Origin of the sequence: Terasakiella pusilla DSM 6293, from assembly GCF_000688235.1 — a bacterium.
In the GTDB taxonomy this organism is placed as follows: Bacteria; Pseudomonadota; Alphaproteobacteria; order Rhodospirillales; family Terasakiellaceae; genus Terasakiella; species Terasakiella pusilla.
Map to the genome: position 1 here is coordinate 1 of NZ_JHYO01000025.1, position 21,916 is coordinate 21,916.

Sequence of the window (21,916 nt, forward strand, 5' to 3'; positions counted from 1 at the left end):
TCTGGTGTGCCGATATCACCTATATTCCAGTTAAGCGGGGCTTTCTCTATCTGGTGGCGATTATGGATTGGTATAGCCGCAAGGTCTTAGCATGGCGATTGTCAAATTCTATGGAGGCATTGGAAAAGGCCTTGAGCAAATATCCCAAGCCAGAAATTTTCAATACCGACCAAGGCAGCCAGTTTAAGGGCTTTGACTGGATTGAAAACTCAAGGATCACAACATCAAAATATCTATGGATGGCAAAGGCCGTTGGATGGATAACGTCTTTATTGAACGGTTGTGGAGGAGCTTGAAATATGAATGCGTCTATCTTTACGGATTTGAAGGTGGCAAGAATGCTCATCTGAAAATAGATCACTGGGTGGAAAAATATAACAAATATGTGAATCTCAGGACCTTGCCTGACTGACGAATATTACTTCGCCATTCGCTCTCTCAATCTCTCATATAGGGTCTTTCCGTGCAAGCCTGCATGAGGATGATGAAGGTCGTAATAGTCTTCCCATTCAGCCAGTTTCTTGCCCAGATCGACATCATCCGTATATTCGATAAATTGGTAAAACTCCTGCTTATCCGTTAAATGGGATCGCTCGACTTTTCCGTTTAAATTTGGACTCGCAGGTTTGATGTAAACATGTTGCATTCCAAGGTCTTCAAGATGCCAGTGGAATTTGGCCTGAAATTCGCTGCCGTTATCGGTTCGAATCATTTTGATGCGGAATGGGAATTTTTCTACAACATGGTTGACAAAATTGATGGAATTTTTGATTATTTCGCTCGTAGATTTTTAGAGTTCTGATGCGAGTAGCATCATCAATTGCCGTGTATTGATAGCGGCGGACTTTTTTACCGGATTCATCTTTGAAGTTCAAAAACTTGACATCAACCTGGACATGGTGCCCCGGCACCTGTTTCTCATACCGCTTTATAGATTTAACTTGACGTTTACGAAGGTTTTTTGGCAGGCGATTTAAGCCGTGATGACAGAATACGCTATAGACCCCAGAACTGGAAACTTTCAGGCCATGATAGTGTTCCAGATACCAACTGATTTTTGCTTGCCCAAAATGATAGTTTTTCCGCAGATAAAGTATCTTTTCTTCAATAATAGGTGCAACTCGGACAGATGGATTTTCAGGGCATGGTTTGCTATTGATCAATCCCTTTTCACCGTGCTTGGCATACTCCCGTTTCCAGCGATGAAAAGTATCTCGTGAAATCCCAAAATAACGGCAAGTCTTGGATGCATTGCCGATTTCAACAGCGTAACTCAGAACCTTGATTTTGTGTTTAACAATAGTTTCGTCTGTAGGTGTCATGATGGGCCTCAAAATACATTATGTAATAATTTACAAAATGTCAGGCAAGGTCCTGAGATTCACACCTATTCGCGTTCAGCCGTAAACACCCAATCGTTTCCTTTGGAGAGATCCTCGCGATAGACGTACCCATTTTCGGCAAAGTCTTTAATCCCTTCCGGCTGGTCGATGCGGTTTTGAATGATATATCGCGCCATGGCCCCCCGCGCCCGTTTTGCCATCAGGCCAATGGTTTTTGCTACGCCGGATTTAATCTCTTTAAACACCGGCGTAATCACCGTGCCTTTTAGCGCCTTTTTATCCACTGCCTTAAAATATTCGTTGGACGCGCAGTTGATCAATGCCGCCTCGCCATTCAACTCATTAATCCGTTCGGCAATTTGGCTGCCCCAAAACTCATAGAGGTTGTTGCCGCGTGGGTTCTCCAAACGCGTACCCATTTCCAAGCGATACGGCTGCATCAAATCAAGCGGACGCAACAGCCCGTAAAAACCGGACAGGATACCAAAATGATCCTGCGCATAGGCGAAATCTTCTTCTGAGAGCGTTTGGGCGTCGAGACCAACATAAGTGTCACCGCTAAAGGCCAGCGCCGCTGGCTTGGCATTATCCGTATTGAACGGAACGGAAAATCCCTGAAAACGGGCATAATTCAGATCTGCCAGACTGTCGCTGATCTTCATCAAACGAGACAAATCAGCGCGGCTGAGTTTACGGGTTGTCTTCGACAGCTCCACCGTATCCTCCAGAAAAACCGACTCTGTGTGGTTCAGGTTAGGGGCTGGTGTGTCATAGTCGAGTTTTTTAGCAGGCGAGACAACGCAAAACATGGGCAGATCCTAGTTTAGAAATATCCTTAATCGCCCTATAAGTTATCGCCTTTCACACTTTTTGCAAGCTTCAGGTCTTCTTCCAGCTTCTTCAGTTTACGCTGCGCCTCTTTCAAACGTTCCAGCTTACCTAACAAGGCTTGTGTCGGGCCTTCTTTCTCAAAACGCTCTTTCAGCTTTTTGGCTTTATCTTGTAGCCCTTCGCGACGTTCTCGCAGTTCGGCATCACTAATGACCGGCTTCATACGGTGCAAGGTTTCAATTTTCTCTTGCGCCATCGGTTCGGTTGGACGGGCTTTCGCCAACATATCCTTGGTCATAACGATCGAAATGTTGGAGATTTTGCTGTTATTCTTCACATCCAAAATCACCACCGAGGCGCGTTCCCCGTCCAAAATCCCGATCATACAGGGATGCGCCATAATATTTTTAAAATCAATGATGCCACTGATCATATGGAGCTGGTGGCCTTGGCGGTCCAAGCGATCAAATGTCTTTTGGGTACGTCGTATAATCTGACTGACACCAACAATTGTGGGTTGGGACTGTCGGACAAAAGAAACATCTGTTGGAGCCAACAAATTTTCAATCGCGCGCAGGTCGCGGCGGTTAAAAGCGTCAATATATTCTTTCGTGACGGCTAACGTCTTGACTCTGCTTAACATTTATTTGTTTCTACCGCTTCTCAATTTCAAGAAATAGTCGCAGATTTCTCCTGCCTTGGCAAGCAGACTTGGCTTCAAGACCTATCAAATAAAAAGCGCCCTGCAACTGCTTGCAGGGCGCTTCTCAAAAAAGTTTGGATGCTGGCTTAAAGTGCCGGACCAGCTGCAACCAAAGCTTTCCCTTCGTCGTTGTCTGTGAAACGCTCGAAGTTTTCAACAAACATGGACGCAAGTTTCTTGGCTTTTTCTTCCCACTCAGCCACATCTGCATATGTGTCTTGCGGGTTAAGAACATCCGGGTTACACGCATTCAACGCCTGCGGAACAGACAGATTGAAGAACGGCAGTGTTTTGAATTCTGCATCTTCAATAGACCCGTCGAGGATCGCATCGATGATCGCGCGCGTATCTTTAATAGAGATACGCTTGCCTGTACCGTTCCAACCTGTGTTGACCAAATATGCCTGCGCGCCGGAGGCGTTCATACGGTCGTTAAGAACCTTGGCATATGTTGTCGGGTGAAGGGACAGGAACGCCGCACCGAAGCAAGAGCTGAATGTCGGTGTCGGTTCAGTGATACCGCGTTCTGTACCAGCAAGTTTTGCTGTAAAGCCGGACAGGAAGTAATACTGAGTTTGTTCTGGTGTCAGTTTAGAAACCGGAGGCAGTACGCCAAACGCATCAGCCGTCAGGAAGATCACTTTCTTGGCGTGACCTGCTTTGGAAACCGGCTTAACGATGTTTTCGATGTGATAGATCGGATAGGAAACACGTGTGTTTTCTGTCTTGGAATTATCATCGAAATCGATTTTGCCATCTTCAGTAACAGTCACGTTCTCCAACAGAGCGTCGCGACGGATCGCATTAAAGATGTCTGGCTCGTTCTCTTTAGACAGGTTGATTGTTTTCGCATAACAACCGCCTTCAAAGTTAAAGACGCCATTGTCGTCCCAACCGTGCTCATCATCACCGATCAGCTCGCGCTTCGGATCAGCAGACAGGGTTGTTTTACCTGTACCGGACAGGCCGAAGAAGATCGCTGTATCGCCATCTTTGCCCACGTTTGCGGAGCAATGCATGGACGCGATGCCTTTCAACGGCAACAGGTAGTTCATCATGGAGAACATACCTTTTTTCATCTCGCCGCCGTACCATGTACCGCCGATGAGCTGCATTTTTTCTGTCAGGTTGAACGCGACAAAGTTTTCAGAGTTCAGACCCTGCTTTTCCCAGTTCGGGTTGGTGGTCTTCGCACCGTTCATGACAACAAAGTCTGGCTCGTAACTTGCCAATTCTTCGTCGGACGGGCGGATAAACATGTTTTTAACGAAGTGAGCCTGCCACGCAACTTCCGTGATGAAGCGGACTTTCAGGCGCGTATCTTCGTTTGCACCACAAAACGTATCAACAACGAACAGACGCTTGCCGGACAGTTGCGTTGTCACCAGACCTTTAAGGTCGGTCCATACGTCCTGTGAGATGGCTTTGTTATCGTTTTTACCCTGATCTGCCCACCAGACAGTGTCACGGGTTGTGTCGTCTTTAACGATGTATTTGTCTTTAGGGGAGCGACCAGTAAAAATACCCGTGTCCACAGAAACCGCACCCAGCTCGGTGACAATTCCTTTTTCAAAGCCTTCGAGACCGGCTTTGGTTTCTTCTTCGAACAGCAAATCGTAAGAAGGGTTGTAGACAATTTCTTGGGCGTTTTCGATACCGTATTTGGACAGGTCGATCGTCGTTTGGGTAGGGCTACTTTGAACAGCTCCAGCGTTTTGCACCGTCGTTCTCCTAGTGGTGCTTGCACATACTCTACCGTAGGCAAGCTGATTTATGATCCGGCTAATAAATACCTTACGACAGTCATCTGCTCAAAAAGCAAGCAAACCTGCCCTAAAGTGGGGCGGAGAATAACGCTTGGAGCCATTTGAAACAACCGCCTCGTTGCATTTTTATTTCGTTTTTTTTGCAACAATGAGGTTGCCATTCATTTCATTTGAAATCACCCCCATCTGGAAATGTTTTTTTAATCACAATTTCAAGAGGATAGATCAATTCGACTTTCCTCATGACAGCCCCAGCCAAGCACCTCCCTCACGCAACAGATGGTAATACCGACCCCCTATTTCCGGTAACTTTATTACTCTATGCGAAAGCGAAATCCGGCATTTCGAGGCCAAAAACGGCATATGAGCGAACTTTACGGAAGAAAAAATCAGAGTTCCTGCCGAGTCGCCCAATGAGAACAAGTGTCATTCGCCGTTGCAAAGCCTTTTTTTCGCCAGAATTTCATTCTATTCACCATATTTGCACATCCAAATTGCAATAGACCTCTCTGCCTAAAAAATAAGCACAGCTTCTGGCGTCATTTCCAAAAAGACACATGAGTCTGCTTGAACCATGTTTGCGGGAGTGCTATCGCTTGAACAGATGGTTTCATTAACTGATTAACTGGATTGTACTCGTGGCCCATACGATTGCCCTTGTCGATGATGATCGCAACATCATCACCTCTGTTTCCATTCTTTTAGAAGCAGAAGGTTACACCGTACGCACCTATCGCGACGGGGAAGACGGTCTCAACGGTATCATGAACAACCCACCAGACCTTGTGGTCCTCGACATCAAGATGCCCCGCATGGATGGAATGGAGATGTTGGGCCAGCTCCGCAAGGACAGTCAGGTGCCGGTGATCTTTCTGACCTCAAAAGATGATGAGATCGACGAATTATTAGGCCTGCGCATGGGCGCTGACGATTTCATCCGCAAACCGTTTTCACAACGCCTTTTGCTGGAACGCATCCGTGTACTGATCCGCCGCCAAGACGCCATGCGCCAACAATCCAGCTCTTCCGGCAACAGTGACGATGTGATGCAACGCGGCCCCCTTTTACTGGATGCGGGACGTCATCTCTGCGCCTGGAAAAAAGAACATGTTAACCTGACAGTCACCGAATTTTTGATCGTCGAATCGTTGGCGCGCCATCCCGGTCACGTTAAAAGCCGCGATCAGCTCATTGATGCGGCTTACGGGGAACATATCTATGTGGATGATCGCACCATCGACAGCCACATCAAGCGGGTGCGCAAAAAATTCAAGGTTGTCGATCAGGACTTCAACCAGATTGAAACGCTCTATGGTGTCGGCTATCGCTACAAGGAGACGGTGGAGTCCTAGGGGACCTGTCATCGTATATGTGTGATGAACCTTCCGCACGCCTCGCGCTCGACACGCCTTTTTTCACCAATCACCTTGCGTATTCTCGCGGTCAATATGTTGGCTCTTGGGATGCTGGTTGTCGGTATTCTCTATCTCGGGGAATATCGCCGCGGCCTGATCCTGTCTGAAGTTTCCGGCCTGGAAATTCAGGGGGAGATGTTTGCAGCGGCCCTTGGTGAAGGTGCCTCAGCCGATCAAGCCGATGAAAACCGCACCCTGGTCTTTAGTGCCGCGCGCCAAATGGTCAAGCGACTGGTCCAAAAAGGGACGCGCGCGCGACTTTTTGCCCTTGACGGCTCCCTGATGGCCGACAGCGGACACATTATCAAAACCGGGACAGATACCTCCCTCCATGGCGATGAAAGCATCATTGAAAAAGGCCTGCGCCTCGCTCAGGAATTCAGCTCCCGCGTTATTTTTGGGGAACAGGTTCTCCCGCTTTATATTGAACCGCCTTTCCAGCGTGCAAATCACTTCCCCGAAGCTCTGCTGGCCTTGAAAGGCGACTATGGCGGGATGATCCGCGAAACCGTCAACGGCGGGATTATGATCAGCGTTGCCGTCCCCGTCACCCGGGAAGATAACGTCCTTGGCGCCCTCCTGCTCTCCAAAGGGTCAGAAGATATCGAAGCGGCGCTGTTTGAAGTCCGTATCCATATCTTCAAGGTCTTTTTGATCGCCCTTGCCATCACAAGCCTGCTGTCGCTTTATTTTGCCGGTACCATTGCGCGGCCTTTACGCAAACTTGCGCGCGCCGCCCATATCTTGCGCAAAGGCATGAACCAGCGCGACGAGATCCCCGACCTGACCCGTCGTAACGATGAAATCGGGGACCTCTCGCTCGCCTTGCGGCAAATGACGAATGCGCTTTGGCACCGGATGGATGCCATTGAAAGCTTTGCCGCCGATGTCTCTCATGAGCTTAAAAACCCGCTAACATCTCTGCGCAGCGCGGTTGAAACAGCCGCACGCATTGATAATCCGGTGGCACAGAAGAAGCTGATGGATATCATTCAACATGATGTGTCGCGCCTTGATCGCCTGATCAGCGATATCTCCGAAGCCTCTCGCGTGGATGCAGAAATGTCGCGCGCAAAAACAGAGACGGTCGATTTACGCGCCATGCTCACAACCCTTGTCGATATTCATCAAGCCCCGTTTGATGCCGACAAAAACACCCCGTCCGCTCCGTCGCTCTCCTTTGAAGGCCAGTCGGATGGCGATTACACGATCACGGGGATGGAAAGCCGCCTTGTGCAAGTGTTCCAAAACCTGATTGGCAATGCCCTCACCTTCTCCCCCAACGACAGCACCGTGCGCTTATCGGCAATGAGCGACAACGGCGTTGTGACCATCACCGTAGAAGATGACGGCCCCGGCATCCCGCCCGGCAATGAGGAAAAAATCTTCAAGCGCTTTTACACGGAACGGCCCGAAAGTGACGAGTTTGGCAATCACTCCGGCCTTGGCCTTGCCATTTCCAAACAGATTGTTGAAGCCCACGGCGGCACCATTGTCGCAGAAAATATCACCGCCCCTGACGGAACCATAAAAGGAGCACGCTTTCGCGTTGCGTTACCAAAATCATGAGCCAAATACACGCCACAGCCATCGCCATTGACGAACAAGGAATTTTACTGCGCGGCGCAAGCGGTGCGGGAAAATCCGATCTCGCCCTACGGCTGATCGAACAAGGTGCCCAACTGATCAGTGACGACCGCGTCGATCTGACCTTAAAAGGCAACGACGTATTTGCTGACGCCCCCGTCCCGCTCCAAGGGTTGCTGGAAGTGCGCCACCTTGGTATCCTTAAACTGCAAAATCTGGGGGCAACTCCCCTCAAATTGGTGGTTGATCTAACCTCCCCGGAAGAACTGGAACGGATGCCAGAAGATCAAACCGTTACATTGGAAGGTGTAGAGCTGCCGCTTTTACGGCTCAATCCTTTTGAAGCCAGCGCCCCGGCGAAACTCTCGCTCGGACTTGCGCTCAAACTCGGACATATCGAACGGGTGGAATGATGCAAAAAATCCTGATCGTCACCGGCATGTCTGGTGCAGGTATGACAACCAGCCTGAAAATACTTGAAGACATGGGCTATGAAACCATCGACGGCGTACCTCTCTCCCTGTTGCCACAACTGACGGGGCGCAGCGACCCCCTGGCGATCGGTGTTGATATCCGCACCCGTGGATTTGGCGTTTCTCCGCTGTTGGAAGAATTGGACCAGATGAAGGCGGCAACCGACCTTGATCTGTCGCTCGTTTTTCTGGATTGCGCGGATGAAGTTATCGAACGGCGCTATGTGGAAACCCGCCACCGCCATCCTTTGGCAGAAGACCGCCCCGTTGCCGACGGCATTCGCCACGAACGCCAATTGCTGGCTTCCTTACAAGACCGCGCTGATCTGGTCATCGACACAACAGAAATGGCGATTAAGGACTGTAAACGGATTTTGCAGGGGAACTTTACGCTAAGTGACAAAAAACACCTCAGCATCTTCGTTACGTCTTTTTCCTACAAAAAAGGTATCCCGCGTGAAGCCGATCTGGTGTTTGATGTGCGTTTTCTGCGCAACCCGCACTATGATCAAAATCTGCGCCCCCTGACTGGCGAAGATGAGGCCGTCGGGGCCTATGTCCGTCAGGATGAAGAGTTCGAACGCTTTTTCAATAACTTAAAAACACTCATTCACCCCCTGTTGCCGCGCTATAGCGCCGAAGGGAAAAGCTATCTGACCATTGCCATTGGCTGCACAGGTGGGCAGCATCGTTCGGTTTATATCGCGCGAAAGCTGCATGAATGGCTGGTTAAAGCCGGAGAAAACGCACAATTGCAACATCGTGAGTTGACGAACCGCTTCGGCTGAACCAAGATAGCCAGCTCACAAATCAAAATCACCTAGGGGAAGAGAACGAATGATCGGTATGGTGCTTGTTACGCACGGACGACTTGCTGATGAACTCATTGCCGCACTCGAGCATGTAGTCGGACCGCAGGAAAATGTATCTTCAGTCTGTATTGGGCCGGACGACGACATGGAACAACGGCGCAGCGACATTCTGGAACAGGTTTCCCATTGCGACAGTGGCAACGGCGTCATTCTGTTGACTGACATGTTTGGCGGCACCCCGTCAAACCTCGCCATTTCCATTATGGACAAAGCCAATGTCGAGGTAATCGCCGGGGTCAACCTGCCGATGCTGGTCAAACTGGCTAGCGTGCGCAAAAATGAAGGCCTTGCCGAAACAGCGGCACAGGGGCAAGACGCTGGACGCAAATATATTAACATCGCCTCACACCTGTTGGGCCAAGATTAAGAACACAGATGAGCGACGCACAAACACAAACACTGGCACAAACACTCGAAATCAAAAACCAACGCGGATTACATGCGCGTGCCGCAGCAAAATTTGTCAAAACCGCTGCCGAATATGAAGATACGACCATCCTTGTCTCTAAAGGCGGGCAGGAAGTGTCTGGCAACTCCATCATGGGTTTGCTGATGCTGGCTGCCTCCATCGGGACAACGATCGACGTTAAAACAGATGGACCACGCGCCGACGAAGCCATGAGCGCCATCGCAACCTTGGTGAATGATAAGTTCGGTGAAGACTAAGCCTGAAAAAATCTATGACGGCCTGGGCGTTTCCCCCGGGATCGGTTTTGGGGTCGTGCACGTGCGCGATGCCGGTTCGCTGGAGATTGCGGAATATCCCATCTCCGCTGATGACATCCCGAACGAGATAAGCCGTTTCCGCGAGGCGCTTGACCTCTCCCTCAGCCAGCTGGAAGACCTAAAGCATAAATCACGCACCCTGCCTGAAGCCGCGGCGGAAGAACTGGGCTTCATGTTGGACGCCAATATCCATATGCTCAAAGGCTCCCGCCTTGTGCGCGGGATCGAAGCCTATATTCAAGATCATGCGATTAATGCAGAAGCCTCCATTCAGTATGCGCTCAATCAGATCGTCAAAGGCTTCCAATCCCTTGATGATGCCTATATCGCCTCGCGTCAGTCCGATATTCATCAGGTTGCCGAACGGGTCTTGCGCAATCTGGGGAACAGCGCCCTGACCGCGCAGCAAGAGCTTCAACAAAACTCTGTCCTCATTGCCGACGAATTGACGCCCGCAGATACAGCCCTGATGCACCCGGAAAGTGTCTCCGGTTTTTGTACCGCCCTTGGGGGCCCAGAAAGTCATACCGCGATTATGGCTCGTGCCCTTGGGATCCCTGCTGTCTTGGGTGTCCCCCATATTTTACGCCACGTCAGCAATGGCGATAAGATTATTATTGACGGCACCCATGGCAAAATTATCGTCAATCCGACCGATGCGACCACACTGATCTACCAACAAAAATCCCTAAAAATAAAACAAAAGCTGTTACGCTTGCATCAACTGCATGAACGTCAGGCGATTACCCGTGACGGCGTAAAGATCGGCTTGATGGCGAATGTGGAACTCCCCATCGAAGTTGCGCTGGTTCAGCAAAACGGTGGCGAGGGAATTGGCCTGTTGCGCAGCGAGTTCATGTATATGAACCGCGACACCCTACCCGACGAACACGACCAGTATGAAAGCTTTAAGGTTTTGCTTCAAGCGATGGACGGACAACCCGTCACCATCCGCACCCTTGATATTGGCGGGGAAAAAACCGCCCGTTCCCTGATCGAAGATTTTGGTGATAGCATTTGTTCCCCGCTGGGTATGCGCGGCATTCGCTTGTCCTTACATCGCCCCGACATCTTGGAAACCCAGTACCGTGCGATCTTGCGTGCGGCTGCCCATGGCCCCATCCGTATCCTGTTGCCCATGGTGACCACCACCGATGATGTTACCAAAGCAAGACGTATCCTTAAGGATGTCGCCACCCGCATGCGCGCAGAAGGTCAAACGGTTCCAGAGACACTCCCGCCACTCGGCGCGATGATTGAGGTTCCGGGGGCGGCTTTGGCCGCGGACAGTCTGGCACAGGTCTGTGATTTTTTTGCCATCGGGTCCAATGATCTGACCATGTATACCTTGGCAACGGACCGCGCCGATGAAAAGGTCGCACACCTCTACCAGCCTCTGCACCCGGCTGTCTTGCGCCTGATCCAGTTTACGACACAGGCAGCCGCCAAATATAATATTCCCATCAGTATCTGCGGAGAAATTGCGGGGAATCCGATTTATACCGGCCTGCTGATCGGCATGGGACTGCGTGATTTATCCATGGGGGCATCCAATATCCCGTGGATCAAAGACCGTATTTTGCACATGGATGAAGAAACGGAGAAAAGACGCGTCAACCAGATCATGCAGGAAACAGACAGCCGCCGCATTGCCATGCTGCTAAGCGAGAACTGACACCTCGCCCCCACATCAGCCACCACCGTATTTATGCGTATAGACAAGTAAAACTCAAACCCGCATAAATATTTTCCCGACACGCTCTATACAATTCCTAGCATTCTTTCCTATGTATAGAGGAGGTAGAAGCGGTTTCATGGGTATAAATATGGTCAAGTCACACTATCGGGGACTTCTCCTTGGTCTCTTTTGTTTATTTTTGACAGCGCCTTTTCAGGCGTCTGCGGAACCGCGCCCGATTAAAATTGCCGTCCCTCACCTTTCTCAACTTGTGCAAAAAAACGCTGACAATCAATGGAGCGGCCCCCTCATCGACCTTTTGAATGAAATGTCGCGAACCTCCGGCTATCAGATGGATGTGCATGTGGTCCCCTTTAAGCGGGCTGTGATCATGACCAATGAGGGCGCTGCGGATTTCGGTATTTTTATGGAAAGCCCGATCAGAAACAAGACCGCCCTGCCCATTCATAAACTGGGGAATGCGACTTTTGTCATCATCAGCCTTAAAGATGCCCCTATTACCCATCTCTCCCAGCTCAAGGGCAAAACCGTTGCCCGCATCCTTGGCGGCACCGAGATTAAAAGCCTCGCGGGCATTGAAGACCTGACCTATTACCCCTTCAAATCCCACGCAGAAGGGGCGCGCCTATTATTGGCCCGTCGGGTGGATGCCCTGTTGACCGCAGACTTTCGGGTCATTGATGCCTTTGATAATTTAAACCTCAGCCCTGAAGACATCGCCCCTCCCCTAAGTGTCGAAGATCGTGAACTCTGGCTCTACTGGTCGTGGAAATCGGACCTGGACTTTAAGCACGTTCGGCGCATTAGGCACGATACACCGGACAATCTGCTTAGCAAAGATTCCTTAAGCCTGCTCAAAGATTACGTGGAACAAAATAACAACAGCTCTGATTAATCGTGAAAGTGATCGTAAATCTTCTTCGCAATCGATTTACTGATGCCTTCCACCCCTTCAAGGTCAATCAGCCCCGCCTGCGCAACAGCCTTTGCGGACCCGAAGTGATGTAGCAGGGCTTTTTTACGCTTTGCGCCAATCCCGTCAATCGTATCCAGAATAGACTGTTTCACCGCCTTGCCCCGTTTTGCCCGGTGCGTGCCGATGGCAAAACGGTGGGCTTCATCGCGCAAACGCTGGATAAAATGGTTGACGGGGTCGGTATGTCCTAACTGGAACGGCTCTTGCCCCGGCATGACGATTTTATCAAACCCGGCATTGCGATCCGGCCCTTTGGAGATACCGGCAAGGGTCACATCATCGATCCCCAGCTCCGCAAAAACCTCAATGGCGATATTCAACTGCCCCATACCCCCATCGACAATGATCAGGTCGGGCCATTGGCCTTTTTCCTTGTCCGGGTCTTCCTTCATGGCGCGGGTGAAACGACGGGTCAGAACTTCGCGCATCATGGCGTAATCATCATCACTTTGCGCGGTCTTGATATTGAATTTGCGATAGGCGTTTTTGATAAACCCTTCCGGTCCCGCCGCGATCATCGCGCCCACAGAGTTTGTCCCCTGCGTATGAGAGTTATCATAAACTTCCACTCGCTCCGGCATGGCCTCCATCTTCAGGACGCGCGCCAGCTCTTTTAACAATTTACGCTGCGAGGCACTTTCCGCCATGCGACGGCCCAAGGCTTCACGCGCATTATTCAGGGCATGGGTGATCACTTTTGTTTTTTCACCGCGCTTAGGCACTGAGATCTCCACCTTGCGCTCGGCTTTTACACTCAGGGCTTCTTGCAAAATCGCCTGACCCGGCAAATCATGACTGACCAGAATATGTTTCGGCGGATGTTTATCCGCATAAAACTGGCCCATAAAGGCCTCGATGACCTCCGGCAGTTCCTGCGTTGCTGCATGACTGGGATAGTAGGCACGGTTGCCAAAGTTGGCCCCAGCGCGAAAGAAGAAGACCTGCACGCAGGTCTGCCCGCCTTCCTGAAAACCGGCGATCACGTCAGCTTCTTCCAGCCCATCGATATTAATGTCCTGCTTTTGCTGGATACGCGACATGGCATTAATCCGGTCGCGATAGACCGCCGCTTCCTCAAATTCCAAATTGTCGCTGGCGGCTGCCATTTTCTCGGCGAGTTCCGCCTGCAACCCTTTGCTATCGCCGCGCAGGAAACGTTCTGCCTCCTTCACCAAGCGGCCATAGGCCTGATGGGAGATCCGACCGACACAAGGCGCGCTGCATCGTTTGATCTGATATTGCAGACAGGGGCGCGTGCGGGCTGAAAAAATACTATCCGAACAAGGCCGCAGCAAAAAGGCGCGTTGCAAGGTATTCAGCGTTTCATTCACCGCCCAAGCCGAAGCAAAGGGGCCGAAATATTTGCCTTTACGATTCTTCGCGCCTCGGTGTTTCAAGACTTGAGGATAGTCATGATCCCCCGTGACCAAAATCATCGGGAAGGATTTATCATCGCGCAGCAAAATATTGTAGCGCGGCTTCAGCTTCTTGATCAGGTTTGATTCAAGCAGCAGAGCTTCGGCTTCGGTGTGAGTGGTGATAAATTCCATGGTGTGGGTTTCCGACACCATGCGCTGAATACGGATCGTCAGGCGTTGCGGCTGGGTATAGTTTGCCACCCGTTTATTGAGATACTTTGCTTTACCGACATAAAGCACATCACCCTTATCATTCAGCATCCGATAGACACCGGGTTTGCTTTCCAGTGTCTTTAGATATCCTTTGATGACCTCGACACCACGGGTCAATGACCCTTTCGGGGCACTGGTCGGGACTTCTAGGCCGCTTTGCTGTTCGTGACGTCTCTCATTCATGGTGAAGATTTGGAACATCTGATTCGTTTCGTCAACCAATGTTCGTTGGCGAAGCGGGAAATCTCCGTTATAACTGGGGCAAAATTCCCTCAAGAAAGAGAAACTGCGGACATGGCGCGCGTACCCCACCCGACAAAAAAACACCCCGCCCTCACCTATCAGGAACCTACTTTGGTCAAAGTCGGTCGCTATTCCCTGACGACATTTTTAGTGCTGATGGTTCTCTCCCTTCTCTATGTCGGGGCGTGGTTTTTGACGTCGATGCAATTGCGCAGCGGTTTGCAAGACTGGTTCGCCGCGCGCCAAGCCAACGGCTATCTCGCCCACTACGCGGAAAAGTCAGCGCGAATCAGCGGCTTTCCTTTCAGCGTCAAGGCAACTCTACAAGATGTCGTTTTCGCCCCGCCCAAAAACGAGTTTGCTCAACACCCGTGGGTCTGGTCCCCGTCAGAACTGACGTTTTCCATTACCCCACTCCCTTGGACGATCCGCACCTTAAACATTGATCTGAGCGCACGCCAAACCTTTAGCATCAACAATCAAAGCTATAGCGGCACAGCCGAAACCGCCCTCCTGTCCCTTGATTGGATGAGCAAAGGGCTGCCAGACGAGATCAACCTGTCGATCCAAAAACTCGCCCTCGCCCACAAGACCTTGCCTCAAGGCGTCGATATCCAGAAACTCAGTTTTACATCAGCGCGTCAATCCGATGGAAATTACGCCTTTGACCTGACGGGGGAACGGGCGACTCTGCCGGTCGGCCTGAGGGGATTAGGCCAACGTTTGGACGACATTATCCTACGGGGACACCTGAACGAAAATTTTGCCCATGATGGCATAAGCCCCTCATCACTGATAAAATGGCGCGACGCCGGTGGCATCATGGAAGCCCAGCGCATGCACATCCAATACGGTCCGTTATTGCTGCAAGGCAACGGGACCATGGCGCTAGATGGCGACCTGCAACCCGTTGGTGCCTTTAGCGCGCGCATCCAAGGTTTTTTTGAAACTGTCAACAGCCTTCAGCGCGCCGGTGTTGTGCGCGGACCGGATGCAAGCATGGCAAAAGTCGTTCTGGGAATTCTGCCAAAACAACCACAGAACGGTGGACCTGCGACCATTAGTCTACCGCTAACTATCCAAAATCGTGCTTTCTTTGCCGGACCCGTTCAGTTGATTGATTTGCCGATTTTAAACTGGTAACAATTTTGATTGCAATCCATTGGCAGGCACCGTACCGTTTGCCCACAAACAATAATGCCTTAATATGAGGAAACAACAATATGTCCTTCAAACCAAACTCCATATCGGCGCTCGATACCACCCATCACCTCCATCCCTACACCAACTTAAAAGCCCACGAAGAACATGGCCCGCTGGTCATTACCCGTGGGGAAGGCGTGCGCGTCTTCGATGAAGATGGTAAGGACTATATTGAAGGACTCGCGGGTCTATGGTGCGCCTCCCTCGGCTTCAACCAGCCCCGCCTTGTGGAAGCCGCAAAAAAGCAGATGGAAACCCTGCCTTTTTACCATAGCTTCTCCAGCAAAGTGCCGGACGTCACAGCAAAACTGGCGCACCGACTTGTCGAAATTACACCGGACGGTCTGGATCGTGCGCTGTTCTGTAACTCCGGTTCCGAAGCCAATGACACGGCCATCAAAACCATCTGGTACTATAACAACGCGCGCGGCAAACCACAGAAAAAGAAAATCATCGCCCGTGATAAAGCCTATCATGGCGTGACGATTGCTGCCGGTAGCCTGACAGGTCTGGCCTATGCCCAAAACGGCTTTGACCTGCCGGCAAGCGAACGCATCCTGCGTGCTGGCTGTCCGCATTATTACCGCTACGGCCATGAGGGCGAAAGCGAAGAAGAATTTTCAACCCGCATGGCGAACGAACTGGAAGCCATGATTCTTGAGGAAGGGCCGGACACCATCGCGGCGATGTTTGCAGAACCTATTCAGGGTGCAGGCGGTGTGATCTTACCACCGAAAGACTATTTCCCGAAAATTCAGGCTGTCCTGACCAAATACGACATTCTGCTGGTTGCAGACGAAGTGATCTGCGGCTTTGGTCGTACAGGTAAAATGTTCGGCTCCCAGCATCTGGACATCAAACCGGATATGATGACCATGGCGAAACAGTTGTCCTCCGGGTATCTGCCGATCTCAGCCATGATGGTTTCTGACCATATCTATCAAACCATTAAAGAACATAGCGCCCAACTTGGCGTCTTTGGTCACGGCCTGACCTATGGCGGGCATCCGGTGCCGTGCGCGGTTGCGTTGGAGGTGCTGGATATGTACGAAGAGATGGATATCCTGTCCCACGTGAATGCGGTTAGCCCCTACTTCCTGGAACGTCTAAACAGCTATGCGGACCATCCGTTGGTCGGCGAAGTGCGCGGCACAGGTTTGATCGGCGCGATTGAACTGACAGCCGACAAAGCCAACAAAACACCGTTTGACCCTTCCCTCGCCATGGCCCCAACCTTGGTGAAAAAAGGCGAACAGCACGGCGTGATCCTGCGCGCCATGCCAGGTGATTGCATTGCCTTCTGCCCGCCGCTGATAATTGAGCAGCCGGAACTGGAAGAAATGTTCAACCGCTTCGAGAAAGCACTGGCTGAAATGTTCTAACTTCTCATCATTACTGATGAAATAGAGGTAAAAAAAGGGGGGCTATCAGCCTCCCTTTTCACATTCCAACGTGCAGCGCTGATTACTGTTTATCAGCAATCCAACTCGTGGCGGCTTGCAAGCCTTCTTCCAACAGTCCCGGCAGTTCCGGTACAACAGGCTCCACACCCGGACCTTCGCCCGTCACCAGCTTACGTTCAATCAAAGCCGCCTGCTCAGAAACAACTTTCAACCCCAACGTCCCTGTTGAAGATTTCAGGGTATGAGCTTCTTTGCGCAGTTCATCCATTTCGTTATCCCGTAGCAAATCCTGCATACGTTGAACGCGCGTGCCCGCATCTTCTGCCAGATCGACCAGCAACGTTGCCACCAGCTCCCCACCAACCTGTTCGACAAGTTCGTTGAGCGTATCTTCACAAAGGATATCTGACATCTGCTTCCCTGTTTCTGAATAACCTTCTGATACTATGGCCTATTCAGTATTCTAATGCAATGTTGCTTTGCCTGAATCTTCCTGCACACCCGCAATTCGGTCCAAGGCCGGCATTTTAATATCGATAAAAGCGGTTGCCATCTGATCCGGCTCCACATCATCCAGATGTAAAATGATCGCCCGCCCGATTTGTAAAGACGCTGCAATCGCCCATTCCAATTGGCTCACAACTTTTTGGTCCCCATGGGCTTGGGCTTCCGGCAAGATACGGTGCTGCAAAAACTGCGCAACGCCTGCAAAACCGCGCGACGCCACCTGCGCCCGGCTGGCGAGAAGCGTAAAATGGCTCGATTCATCCAGCTGATTTGCCGCTTGGGACAGTTCTGCCATCATCGCATGAACACCGACATCGGCTTTGTCCGTCTTTGCCGCCACAAAACGCAGAAATCCCGCATAAAACTTATAATCGTCAGAAACGTTAGTCTTCGTCATAGTCAAAATCGTCTTCTTCTTCTTCAAATTCAGAACCCGGCAGCATGTTCGGCAAATCCAGCCAGTGCCAGTGGCGATACACTTTATCGCAAGCCAGCGTTAACTGATCCAGCAGGTTATCTTCTTCGCCACACAGGATATAGCTGTCGCCATCTTCGCTTTCAACCGCGCAGGCCAACAGGCTTTCCATCCCCATCGGGCCTTTTTCGACCTGAATGAGAGTAAAAACCTCTTCATCTTCGCTATAGCCGCTGCCTTCGATATTAACAGTCAGGATGTAAGGCCCGACCACAAACTGGTCCTGAACGTCCTCGCCTTCCCGATCAATAATGATATTTCTGATCTCAGCCAATTTTTCGGCAATCTCTGCCATTTGATCTTCACTCATAATCCTAGCCCTTTAATGGGATGCGGCACGTCACAACCGTGCCTTTTTGCGGTATTGAATCCAGCGTCACGGTGCCTGCGTGCAATTCGATAAATCGTTTTACAAGGGTCAAACCCAATCCGGCACCAGCATCCCCCGTGCCGTGGGTATCGCCCCGTTCAAAACTGCCGAAAATACGATCCTGATCCGCCCGATCAATCCCCGCACCGGTATCCCCCACACTCATGACCAATTGCTCATTTTCCTTAGTGACACTCAAGGTCACTTCACCGCCTGCGGGTGTATACCGGATGGCATTGGTCAACAAATTAAAAATCACTTGTTTCAAGCGTTTTTCATCCGCCGTGATCCAACCGATGTCCTGCGGGCAATTAAATTCCAGATGTAGGCGGCGGCGTTTCGCGCCTTCCTTCACCAAAGCAAGGACACTGACCATCATGGCCTGCACGTCGATATTATCCAGCTCCAACGTGACCTGTCCGGCTTCGATCGTGGCAAGGTCCAGAATGTCGGCAACCAGGGTACTGAGCTGTTGCGCACTTTTATGGATGCCTTGGGCATATTCCATCTGGCGCTTGTTGAGCTCCCCGAAATACTGTTCGCACAACAGGTCTGCAAAGCCCACCAGCGTGGTCAGCGGCGTGCGGATTTCGTAAGAGACATTTGCGATAAACTCCGACTTCAAGCGATCCGCTTCATGCTGGGCATCTGATCGTTCGCGCAAGGCTTGTTCCACAACCGCGCTATCCGTCACATCCAGATACGAAATCAGCGATCCTCCGTCCGGCAACGGAACAGAGGCATATTCCAGAATACTATCATCACTGCGCACCAGACGTTGCGAGCCCGGTTCACGCATCATAATGCGGGCGACCAACTGTTCCTTAAAGTTCGGCCAGTTTTCGACCCCTTCATAGAAATCGCGGCATTCTTCCACCACCGCCGTGATGTGCGGGCCTGTCGCCAACATCTCCGGTGACAAGTGCCAGATATTGGCAAAGGCCGGGTTAAACAGACGCACGCGTCCGTCCGGTCCAAACACCACCACCCCTTCAAACAGGTTATCCAAGGTCTCGCGCTGCACCGCTGCCAAGGCTTTGTTGGAACTTTCAAGGGCAAGCGTATCGCTCACATCCTCAAAGGTCATGACCAGACCGCTGACGGGATGAGGACTGACAATTTCACGTAAAGTGGAGTTATCCGGCAGATGCAGGCTGTTTTCCCTTGGTCTTTCCAGCTCCACAAACTGGGCCAACTGTTCCTGACGAAAGGCCTTAAAGTTGGCATATTCCGGCAGTTTACGGGTTTCACGCAAACGATCCAGAATTTCTCCATAAGACGGGCCGGTATCCAGCCAGCTTTTGTCCAACCCCCACAAACGAGCATAAGCCGTATTGTAAAAGCCCAGTCGGGTATCGCCGTTAAAGATCGCAATCGCCGTGACCAAATTTTCGAGGGCAGCGCGCAACAGACTTTCACCACGCTGTGCTGTTTTAACAACAGCATCCATGCTACTGACATCATCCGCCAGACCAATAAAGCCCTCGCCCCCCGGCAACGGAATTTCCGACACTTCAAACAACCGCGCGTCCTGCCCCACAGGCAGACTCATCCGTTCACGCACCTGTCGGCCTGCTTCCATAGCCCGTTGCGCGATCAATTGAGTATGGTCACCATCCGGGGCGGCGGCGTTTTTATAGATGATATGTCCACCCGCATCACGCATCCAGATCGGCAAGGGTAATGCATCCAGTACCGAGATCAGACGGTTGCGCTCATTCGTCATGGTATGCAGAGACTTTGCCATCGGGCCATTTGCCACGACCGCTTCATTGGCAAGGCGCATCCACAGCAGGTCCACCAAAGGCGTGCCATCTTCGCTTAAAACCCGTTGACCAACGGCCTGCACCACGCGGTCGTCACCGCCTTGCAACGGCAGGATCAAATCAAAACTGAGGCCTTCGCGGTGCAATTGACTAACCGACCCGTCAAGGGTACGGGCTGCATCATCATCAAAGCAGTTGAGAATATCGCCATATCTGGATTGCGTCCCTTTGGCCAGATCCAGCATCACCGCCATGCGCGCAGAACAGTTTTCCACGCCATTGACCACATTCCAGCGATACAAACCGTCCGGCATACCGACCAAGACTTCCTGCAACTGAATGATCTGCTGGCCCAATTGCTCGCGTTCTGCCAGCAGGGATTTATTTTTCCGCCACTGCAAGACACCAAACGGCACAGCCAATCCGGCCACGGCAGCCGGCCCCAACAGAAATGCGCCCAAAGAATCCATTAAAAACCAATAAGAAAAAGAGAAAACACCACGAGTCTACGCGAAATTGAAAGGAGGATACAATAATTTCTATTTAGAGCAAATCATTGAAAGAGAAAGTGCTAATTTAATTTCTTTTGAAACTATTTACTTGCAGAGGGCTAGAATTTCTCTAAAGTAAAAAGACAGGAAGTTGTCATTTAGGGATTTAAAGGCGTGTATCTAACCATTGCACAACGTCTATCCAAAAGCCACAGAGGGGTGTCGAACGCGCCCCCACAGTGATCCGTTTTGCCTCAAACAAATACTGATTCTCTATGTGGAGTACACAAAATGACTGATTTATTCGACAATCCAATGGGATTGGATGGCTTCGAGTTCGTGGAATTTGCAAGCCCAGAAAGCAACGTGATTGAACCCGTCTTTGAAATGATGGGCTTTACCAAAGTCGCTACCCACCGATCCAAGAATGTGGACCTGTACCGTCAAGGCGGGATCAACTTTATCCTGAACAAAGAACCACACAGCCTCGCGGCCTATTTTGCCGAAGAACATGGCCCCGCCCCGTGCGGCCTCGCCTTTCGGGTGAAAGATTCCCACAAAGCCTATAATCGCGCGCTCGAACTTGGCGCCCAGCCCCTCGATATCCCCGCAGGGCCGATGGAACTCAAACTGCCCGCCATTAAAGGCATCGGCGGGGCACCTGTTTACCTGATCGATCGCTACGAAGACGGCAGCTCCATCTACGATATTGATTTTGAATTTATCGACGGTGTGGACAGAAACCCCGAAGGATGTAGCTTCTATGTCATCGATCATTTAACGCACAACGTCTATCGCGGTCGCATGGATTTTTGGGCGAACTATTATGAGAAGCTGTTTAACTTTAAAGAAATTCGCTACTTCGACATCAAAGGTGAATATACCGGCCTCAAGTCCAAGGCCATGACCGCCCCGGACGGTAAAATCCGCATCCCGCTGAATGAAGAAGCCGCTGGCGGCAGTGGTCAGATTGAAGAATATCTCATGGCTTTTAACGGGGAAGGCATCCAGCATATCGCCCTGTTGTGTGACGATTTGATCGCCTGCTGGGATAAATTAAAAGCACGCGGCGTGCCCTTTATGACTGCGCCACCCGAAACCTATTACGACATGTTGGAAGAACGCTTACCCGGTCACGGGGAACCTGTGGAAGAACTCAAAACACGCGGCATCCTGTTGGATGGCTCCACCCAAGAAGGTGACCCGAGATTACTTTTACAAATTTTCTCCAACACCCTGATGGGGCCGGTCTTCTTTGAATTTATTCAACGCAAAAAAGATGAAGGCTTTGGCGAAGGCAACTTTAAAGCCCTGTTTGAATCGATTGAGCGCGACCAAGTGGAACGCGGCGTGGTTGGCAAAGACTAACGCGCCCCCGTAAAAACGAAAAAAGCCCCGCAGTCACCTGCGGGGCTTTTCTATTCAACGGACAAACC

General features: G+C 51.0%; 19 protein-coding genes and 2 pseudogenes. 12 read left to right on the plus strand and 9 right to left on the minus strand.

Translation table 11 applies throughout. The annotated features are described in order from the left end of the window. Window positions 1–379: pseudogene (locus Q397_RS0115230) on the plus strand (transposase); the annotation flags it as partial. A gap of 39 nt (window positions 380–418) precedes the next feature. Here the strand turns inward: Q397_RS0115230 and Q397_RS22815 are convergent. The 4 genes and pseudogenes from Q397_RS22815 to pckA all read right to left on the minus strand — a co-directional run bounded on the left by Q397_RS22815 (window position 419) and on the right by pckA (window position 4,598). After that, window positions 419–1,322: pseudogene (locus Q397_RS22815) on the minus strand (IS481 family transposase). A 65-nt stretch (window positions 1,323–1,387) separates the two neighbouring features. Next, window positions 1,388–2,152 carry a peroxide stress protein YaaA gene (gene yaaA, locus Q397_RS0115245; protein ID WP_028880161.1) on the minus strand — a complete coding sequence of 255 codons (765 nt, stop codon included), beginning with the start codon at window positions 2,150–2,152 and terminating at the stop codon, window positions 1,388–1,390. A gap of 35 nt (window positions 2,153–2,187) precedes the next feature. Then, a complete protein-coding gene (locus Q397_RS0115250) occupies window positions 2,188–2,817 on the minus strand; it encodes a Cif family virulence factor (RefSeq protein ID WP_028880162.1) in 630 nt (209 codons plus the stop codon). A gap of 146 nt (window positions 2,818–2,963) precedes the next feature. Continuing rightward, complete coding sequence (gene pckA / locus Q397_RS0115255; RefSeq protein ID WP_051610111.1) at window positions 2,964–4,598, minus strand: phosphoenolpyruvate carboxykinase (ATP); 1,635 nt, start codon at window positions 4,596–4,598, stop codon at window positions 2,964–2,966. Window positions 4,599–5,281: 683 nt separating this feature from the next. On the opposite strand from pckA, the gene Q397_RS0115260 reads away from it, so the two are divergent. The 8 genes from Q397_RS0115260 (at window position 5,282) to Q397_RS0115295 (ending at window position 12,310) form a co-directional block, all read left to right on the plus strand. Beyond that, window positions 5,282–5,995: a response regulator transcription factor gene (locus tag Q397_RS0115260; protein WP_028880164.1), complete on the plus strand. Its 714-nt coding sequence runs from the start codon at window positions 5,282–5,284 to the stop codon at window positions 5,993–5,995. 24 nt (window positions 5,996–6,019) lie between these two features. After that, window positions 6,020–7,627, plus strand: a complete 1,608-nt coding sequence (locus tag Q397_RS0115265; RefSeq protein WP_051610114.1) for a stimulus-sensing domain-containing protein — start codon at window positions 6,020–6,022, stop codon at window positions 7,625–7,627. Further along, window positions 7,624–8,058, plus strand: a complete 435-nt coding sequence (locus Q397_RS0115270; RefSeq protein WP_028880166.1) for an HPr kinase/phosphorylase — start codon at window positions 7,624–7,626, stop codon at window positions 8,056–8,058. The genes Q397_RS0115265 and Q397_RS0115270 overlap by 4 nt, the downstream gene beginning before the upstream one ends. Next, on the plus strand, window positions 8,055–8,906 hold the full coding sequence (rapZ, locus tag Q397_RS22820; RefSeq protein WP_051610116.1) for an RNase adapter RapZ: 852 nt from the start codon (window positions 8,055–8,057) through the stop codon (window positions 8,904–8,906). The genes Q397_RS0115270 and rapZ overlap by 4 nt, the downstream gene beginning before the upstream one ends. Before the next feature lie 49 nt (window positions 8,907–8,955). Then, a complete protein-coding gene (locus tag Q397_RS0115280; protein ID WP_028880167.1) occupies window positions 8,956–9,357 on the plus strand; it encodes a PTS sugar transporter subunit IIA in 402 nt (133 codons plus the stop codon). 8 nt (window positions 9,358–9,365) lie between these two features. Next, a complete protein-coding gene (locus tag Q397_RS0115285) occupies window positions 9,366–9,656 on the plus strand; it encodes an HPr family phosphocarrier protein (RefSeq protein ID WP_028880168.1) in 291 nt (96 codons plus the stop codon). After that, window positions 9,646–11,391 carry a phosphoenolpyruvate--protein phosphotransferase gene (gene ptsP / locus Q397_RS0115290; RefSeq protein ID WP_240475085.1) on the plus strand — a complete coding sequence of 582 codons (1,746 nt, stop codon included), beginning with the start codon at window positions 9,646–9,648 and terminating at the stop codon, window positions 11,389–11,391. The genes Q397_RS0115285 and ptsP overlap by 11 nt, the downstream gene beginning before the upstream one ends. A 151-nt stretch (window positions 11,392–11,542) precedes the next feature. Continuing rightward, on the plus strand, window positions 11,543–12,310 hold the full coding sequence (locus tag Q397_RS0115295) for a substrate-binding periplasmic protein (protein ID WP_028880170.1): 768 nt from the start codon (window positions 11,543–11,545) through the stop codon (window positions 12,308–12,310). Here Q397_RS0115295 and uvrC read toward each other — a convergent pair. Continuing rightward, window positions 12,307–14,223, minus strand: a complete 1,917-nt coding sequence (uvrC, locus tag Q397_RS22825) for an excinuclease ABC subunit UvrC (protein ID WP_240475086.1) — start codon at window positions 14,221–14,223, stop codon at window positions 12,307–12,309. The two genes, Q397_RS0115295 and uvrC, sit on opposite strands and share 4 nt — an antisense overlap. 93 nt (window positions 14,224–14,316) lie before the next feature. On the opposite strand from uvrC, the gene Q397_RS0115305 reads away from it, so the two are divergent. Together Q397_RS0115305 and Q397_RS0115310 are read left to right on the plus strand one after the other, a co-directional pair. Further along, on the plus strand, window positions 14,317–15,408 hold the full coding sequence (locus tag Q397_RS0115305) for a DUF2125 domain-containing protein (RefSeq protein ID WP_028880171.1): 1,092 nt from the start codon (window positions 14,317–14,319) through the stop codon (window positions 15,406–15,408). Between the two features lie 80 nt (window positions 15,409–15,488). Continuing rightward, the gene (locus Q397_RS0115310) at window positions 15,489–16,850 is read left to right on the plus strand and encodes an aspartate aminotransferase family protein (protein ID WP_028880172.1); all 1,362 of its coding nucleotides are present in this window, start codon (window positions 15,489–15,491) and stop codon (window positions 16,848–16,850) included. An 82-nt stretch (window positions 16,851–16,932) separates the two neighbouring features. On the opposite strand, the gene Q397_RS0115315 is transcribed toward Q397_RS0115310, so the two are convergent. Genes Q397_RS0115315 through Q397_RS22835 form a run of 4 tightly spaced genes read right to left on the minus strand, consistent with a single transcriptional unit; the run spans window position 16,933 to window position 20,459 of the window. Beyond that, the gene (locus tag Q397_RS0115315; protein WP_028880173.1) at window positions 16,933–17,283 is read right to left on the minus strand and encodes an Hpt domain-containing protein; all 351 of its coding nucleotides are present in this window, start codon (window positions 17,281–17,283) and stop codon (window positions 16,933–16,935) included. A gap of 51 nt (window positions 17,284–17,334) precedes the next feature. Next, on the minus strand, window positions 17,335–17,775 hold the full coding sequence (locus Q397_RS22830) for a hypothetical protein (RefSeq protein ID WP_051610118.1): 441 nt from the start codon (window positions 17,773–17,775) through the stop codon (window positions 17,335–17,337). Further along, entirely contained in the window at window positions 17,762–18,163 is a 402-nt protein-coding gene (locus Q397_RS0115325; protein WP_028880174.1) for a hypothetical protein, read from the minus strand. The genes Q397_RS22830 and Q397_RS0115325 overlap by 14 nt, the downstream gene beginning before the upstream one ends. Window positions 18,164–18,167: 4 nt before the next feature. Continuing rightward, complete coding sequence (locus tag Q397_RS22835) at window positions 18,168–20,459, minus strand: sensor histidine kinase (RefSeq protein WP_051610120.1); 2,292 nt, start codon at window positions 20,457–20,459, stop codon at window positions 18,168–18,170. A 312-nt stretch (window positions 20,460–20,771) separates the two neighbouring features. On the opposite strand from Q397_RS22835, the gene hppD reads away from it, so the two are divergent. Further along, window positions 20,772–21,848 (plus strand): 4-hydroxyphenylpyruvate dioxygenase, encoded by a 1,077-nt coding sequence (gene hppD, locus Q397_RS0115335; protein WP_028880175.1) that lies wholly within the window; start codon window positions 20,772–20,774, stop codon window positions 21,846–21,848. The last annotated feature ends 68 nt before the right edge of the window (window positions 21,849–21,916 follow it).